Genomic DNA, 5344 nt, shown 5'->3' on the forward strand with positions numbered 1-5344 from the left:
ACGCTGGCGGCGTGCTTAACACATGCAAGTCGAACGGAAAGGCCCAGCTTGCTGGGTACTCGAGTGGCGAACGGGTGAGTAACACGTGGGTGATCTGCCCTGCACTCTGGGATAAGCCTGGGAAACTGGGTCTAATACCGGATATGACCAACTGTCGCATGGTGGTTGGTGGAAAGCTTTTGCGGTGTGGGATGGGCCCGCGGCCTATCAGCTTGTTGGTGGGGTAATGGCCTACCAAGGCGACGACGGGTAGCCGACCTGAGAGGGTGATCGGCCACACTGGGACTGAGACACGGCCCAGACTCCTACGGGAGGCAGCAGTGGGGAATATTGCACAATGGGCGCAAGCCTGATGCAGCGACGCCGCGTGAGGGATGACGGCCTTCGGGTTGTAAACCTCTTTCACCAGGGACGAAGCGGAAGTGACGGTACCTGGAGAAGAAGCACCGGCCAACTACGTGCCAGCAGCCGCGGTAATACGTAGGGTGCGAGCGTTGTCCGGAATTACTGGGCGTAAAGAGCTCGTAGGCGGTTTGTCGCGTCGTCTGTGAAATTCTGCAACTCAATTGCAGGCGTGCAGGCGATACGGGCAGACTTGAGTACTACAGGGGAGACTGGAATTCCTGGTGTAGCGGTGAAATGCGCAGATATCAGGAGGAACACCGGTGGCGAAGGCGGGTCTCTGGGTAGTAACTGACGCTGAGGAGCGAAAGCGTGGGTAGCGAACAGGATTAGATACCCTGGTAGTCCACGCCGTAAACGGTGGGTACTAGGTGTGGGTTCCTTTTCACGGGATCCGTGCCGTAGCTAACGCATTAAGTACCCCGCCTGGGGAGTACGGCCGCAAGGCTAAAACTCAAAGGAATTGACGGGGGCCCGCACAAGCGGCGGAGCATGTGGATTAATTCGATGCAACGCGAAGAACCTTACCTGGGTTTGACATACACCAGACGCGGCTAGAGATAGTCGTTCCCTTGTGGTTGGTGTACAGGTGGTGCATGGCTGTCGTCAGCTCGTGTCGTGAGATGTTGGGTTAAGTCCCGCAACGAGCGCAACCCTTGTCCTGTATTGCCAGCGGGTTATGCCGGGGACTTGCAGGAGACTGCCGGGGTCAACTCGGAGGAAGGTGGGGATGACGTCAAGTCATCATGCCCCTTATGTCCAGGGCTTCACACATGCTACAATGGCTGGTACAGAGGGCTGCGATACCGTGAGGTGGAGCGAATCCCTTAAAGCCAGTCTCAGTTCGGATTGGGGTCTGCAACTCGACCCCATGAAGTCGGAGTCGCTAGTAATCGCAGATCAGCAACGCTGCGGTGAATACGTTCCCGGGCCTTGTACACACCGCCCGTCACGTCATGAAAGTCGGTAACACCCGAAGCCGGTGGCCTAACCCCTTGTGGGAGGGAGCTGTCGAAGGTGGGATCGGCGATTGGGACGAAGTCGTAACAAGGTAGCCGTACCGGAAGGTGCGGCTGGATCACCTCCTTTCTAAGGAGCACACAACATCACCCATTTCTGCCGGCGTATGTCTGTGCGGTGGGTGTGTGTTCGAGGGTGAAACATCAGACAGGCCCACTCCTTCTACACCGGTAGAGGGATCGGGGGGTCACCGCGGGTCCGTGAGGGCTGGCGGGTTCATTGTCACGCTATCGGGGTTCTGAGAGAACACACGTGTGTTGTCTCTGACCTAGCTCATGACTGGGGTGCGGGTGGTGATCGTGACTGTGATGGTTGCGGGAGCGCGTGCACGGTGGTGGGTGTGTGTTGTTTGAGAAGTGCATAGTGGATGCGAGCATCTTTATTTCAAACCAATGCTTCGACTGTTGTTGGAGTGCTGGTCTGTGATTTAGCAGAAATTGTAGTGTTGTGTGGTGTCTACATTCGATCCTCGTTCATGGCTGGCCTGTGTGGTTGGTTGTGGGTGGGGGGTTGTTTGTAGGTGTTGTTGTAAGTGTGTAAGGGCGTTCGGTGGATGCCTTGGTACCAGGAGCCGATGAAGGACGTGGTAGGCCGCGATAGTCCTCGGGGAGTTGTCAAACGAGCTGTGATCCGAGGGTGTCCGAATGGGGAAACCCAGCACGAGTGATGTCGTGTTACCACCAGCTGAATGTATAGGCTGTGTGGGGGGAACGTGGGGAAGTGAAACATCTCAGTACCCATAGGAAGAGAAAACAATTGTGATTCCGTGAGTAGTGGCGAGCGAAAGCGGAGGAGGCTAAACCATGCGCATGTGATACCGGGTAGGGGTTGTGTGTGTGGGGTTGTGGGGTTCGTCTTCTTCCATCTGCCTGTGGAAGCGTGAGTGAGAAAACTGTGTGTTAGGTGAAGTGGCCTGGAATGGTCTGCCGTAGTCGGTGAGAGTCCGGTAGCTGAAAACACATGGTCTTGCGTGACGGTGTCCCCAAGTAGCAGCGGGCTCGTGGAATCTGCTGTGAATCTGCCGGGACCACCCGGTAAGCCTGAATACTTCCTGGTGACCGATAGCGGACTAGTACCGTGAGGGAAAGGTGAAAAGTACCCCGGGAGGGGAGTGAAATAGTACCTGAAACCGGACGCTTACAATCCGTCAAAGCCTGTGCCTTCGGGGCGGGTGATGGCGTGCCTTTTGAAGAATGAGCCTGCGAGTTAGTGCTCGGTGGCGAGGTTAACCCGTGTGGGGTAGCCGTAGCGAAAGCGAGTCTGAATAGGGCGTTTGAGTCGCCGGGTCTAGACCCGAAGCGGAGTGATCTACCCATGGCCAGGGTGAAGCGTCGGTAAGACGTCGTGGAGGCCCGAACCCACTTCAGTTGAAAATGGAGGGGATGAGTTGTGGGTAGGGGTGAAAGGCCAATCAAACTCCGTGATAGCTGGTTCTCCCCGAAATGCATTTAGGTGCAGCGTCACATGTTTCTTACTGGAGGTAGAGCTACTGGATGGCCGATGGGCCCCACAGGGTTACTGACGTCAGCCAAACTCCGAATGCCGGTAAGTGAGAGTGTGGCAGTGAGACTGCGGGCGATAAGGTTCGTAGTCGAGAGGGAAACAGCCCAGATCGCCGGCTAAGGCCCCTAAGCGTGTACTAAGTGGAAAAGGATGTGGGGTCGCGAAGACAACCAGGAGGTTGGCTTAGAAGCAGCCACCCTTGAAAGAGTGCGTAATAGCTCACTGGTCAAGTGATCCTGCGCCGACAATGTAGCGGGGCTCAAGTACACCGCCGAAGCCGCGGCACTCACACGTTAGCCCGTCGATCTTCTATGGAGGGTCGACCAGGTGTGTGGGTGGGTAGGGGAGCGTCCTGCATCCGTGGAAGCGCCGGAGTGATCCAGGTGTGGAGGGTGTGGGAGTGAGAATGCAGGCATGAGTAGCGAAAGCAGAGTGAGAAACTCTGCCGCCGAATGACCAAGGGTTCCTGGGCCAGGCTAATCCGCCCAGGGTGAGTCGGGACCTAAGGCGAGGCCGACAGGCGTAGTCGATGGACAACGGGTTGATATTCCCGTACCCGTGTATCCGCGCCCATGCTGAATCAGTTGTACTAACCATCCTGATCCCCCGGGAGCACCTTCGGGTGCCGAGTGGGGTGATGCATGGGACCTTGGCTGGTAGTAGGCAAGCGATGGGGTGACGCAGGAAGGTAGTGGGGCCAGTCAGTGGTTGTACTGGTGTAAGCCTGTAGGGCGAGTGATAGGCAAATCCGTCACTCACATAGCCTGAGAGGTGATGCGTAGCCGTTGTGGCGAATTCCATGATCCTATGCTGCCGAGAAAAGCCTCTAGTGAGTTGGTACACGGCCCGTACCCCAAACCAACACAGGTGGTCAGGTAGAGAATACTAAGGCGATCGAGAGAACTGTGGTTAAGGAACTCGGCAAAATGCCCCCGTAACTTCGGGAGAAGGGGGACCCATCCTGGTGACGATCTTTACGGTCTGAGCTGGTGTGGGTCGCAGAGACCAGAGAGAAGCGACTGTTTACTAAAAACACAGGTCCGTGCGAAGTCGTAAGACGATGTATACGGACTGACGCCTGCCCGGTGCTGGAAGGTTAAGAGGACCGGTTAATCACCTTCGGGTGGTGAAGCTGAGAATTTAAGCCCCAGTAAACGGCGGTGGTAACTATAACCATCCTAAGGTAGCGAAATTCCTTGTCGGGTAAGTTCCGACCTGCACGAATGGCGTAACGACTTCTCTGCTGTCTCAACCACAGACTCGGCGAAATTGCAGTACGAGTAAAGATGCTCGTTACGCGCGGCAGGACGAAAAGACCCCGGGACCTTCACTATAGCTTGGTATTGGTGTTCGGTTCGGTTTGTGTAGGATAGGTGGGAGACTGTGAAGTGGGCACGCCAGTGTTCATGGAGTCGTTGTTGAAATACCACTCTGATCGTATTGGACTTCTAACCTCGGACCCTGATCGGGTTCAGGGACAGTGCCTGGTGGGTAGTTTAACTGGGGCGGTTGCCTCCTAAAAGGTAACGGAGGCGCCCAAAGGTTCCCTCAGCCTGGTTGGCAATCAGGTGTTGAGTGTAAGTGCACAAGGGAGCTTGACTGTGAGACGTACATGTCGAGCAGGGACGAAAGTCGGGACTAGTGATCCGGCACCGGCAAGTGGAAGCGGTGTCGCTCAACGGATAAAAGGTACCCCGGGGATAACAGGCTGATCTTCCCCAAGAGTCCATATCGACGGGATGGTTTGGCACCTCGATGTCGGCTCGTCGCATCCTGGGGCTGGAGTAGGTCCCAAGGGTTGGGCTGTTCGCCCATTAAAGCGGCACGCGAGCTGGGTTTAGAACGTCGTGAGACAGTTCGGTCTCTATCCGCCGCGCGCGTAAGAAACTTGAGGAAACCTGTCCCTAGTACGAGAGGACCGGGACGGACGAACCTCTGGTGTGCCAGTTGTCCCGCCAGGGGCACTGCTGGTTAGCTACGTTCGGAAGGGATAACCGCTGAAAGCATCTAAGCGGGAAGCCTGTTCCAAGATGAGGTTTCTCACCCCCTTCGCGGGGTTAAGGCCCCCCACAGACCATGGGGTTGATAGGCCAGAACTGTACGCACAGCAATGTGTTCAGGTGACTGGTACTAATCGGCCGAGGACTTACCAACAACACCCACAACATCACCAAACACGGTTTTGGTGTGTTCGCATCCACTATGTACTTCTGAAACAACACACTCCTCCGGGTGGCTTCGCCCCCCGGACACCCCCCAACAACACCACGGTGTGACCGGGGTGGTGAGAGGTGACAAACAAACACACGCACACTACGTGAGCGTGTTGTTTCACAAAGTTACGGCGGCTATAGCGGAGGGGAAACGCCCGGCCCCATTCCGAACCCGGAAGCTAAGCCCTCCAGCGCCAATGGTACTG

General features: G+C 56.3%; 3 rRNA genes. All 3 read left to right on the forward strand.

The features are described from left to right. A 16S ribosomal RNA gene (locus M4D77_RS23360) occupies positions 1-1491 on the forward strand; the annotation flags it as partial. Between the two features lie 457 nt (positions 1492-1948). After that, positions 1949-5079, forward strand: a 23S ribosomal RNA gene (locus M4D77_RS23365). A 186-nt stretch (positions 5080-5265) separates the two neighbouring features. Next, positions 5266-5344, forward strand: a 5S ribosomal RNA gene (gene rrf, locus M4D77_RS23370); the annotation flags it as partial.

It is taken from the genome of Gordonia sp. p3-SID1431 (genome assembly GCF_025143765.1).
In the GTDB taxonomy this organism is placed as follows: domain Bacteria; phylum Actinomycetota; class Actinomycetes; order Mycobacteriales; family Mycobacteriaceae; genus Gordonia; species Gordonia hongkongensis.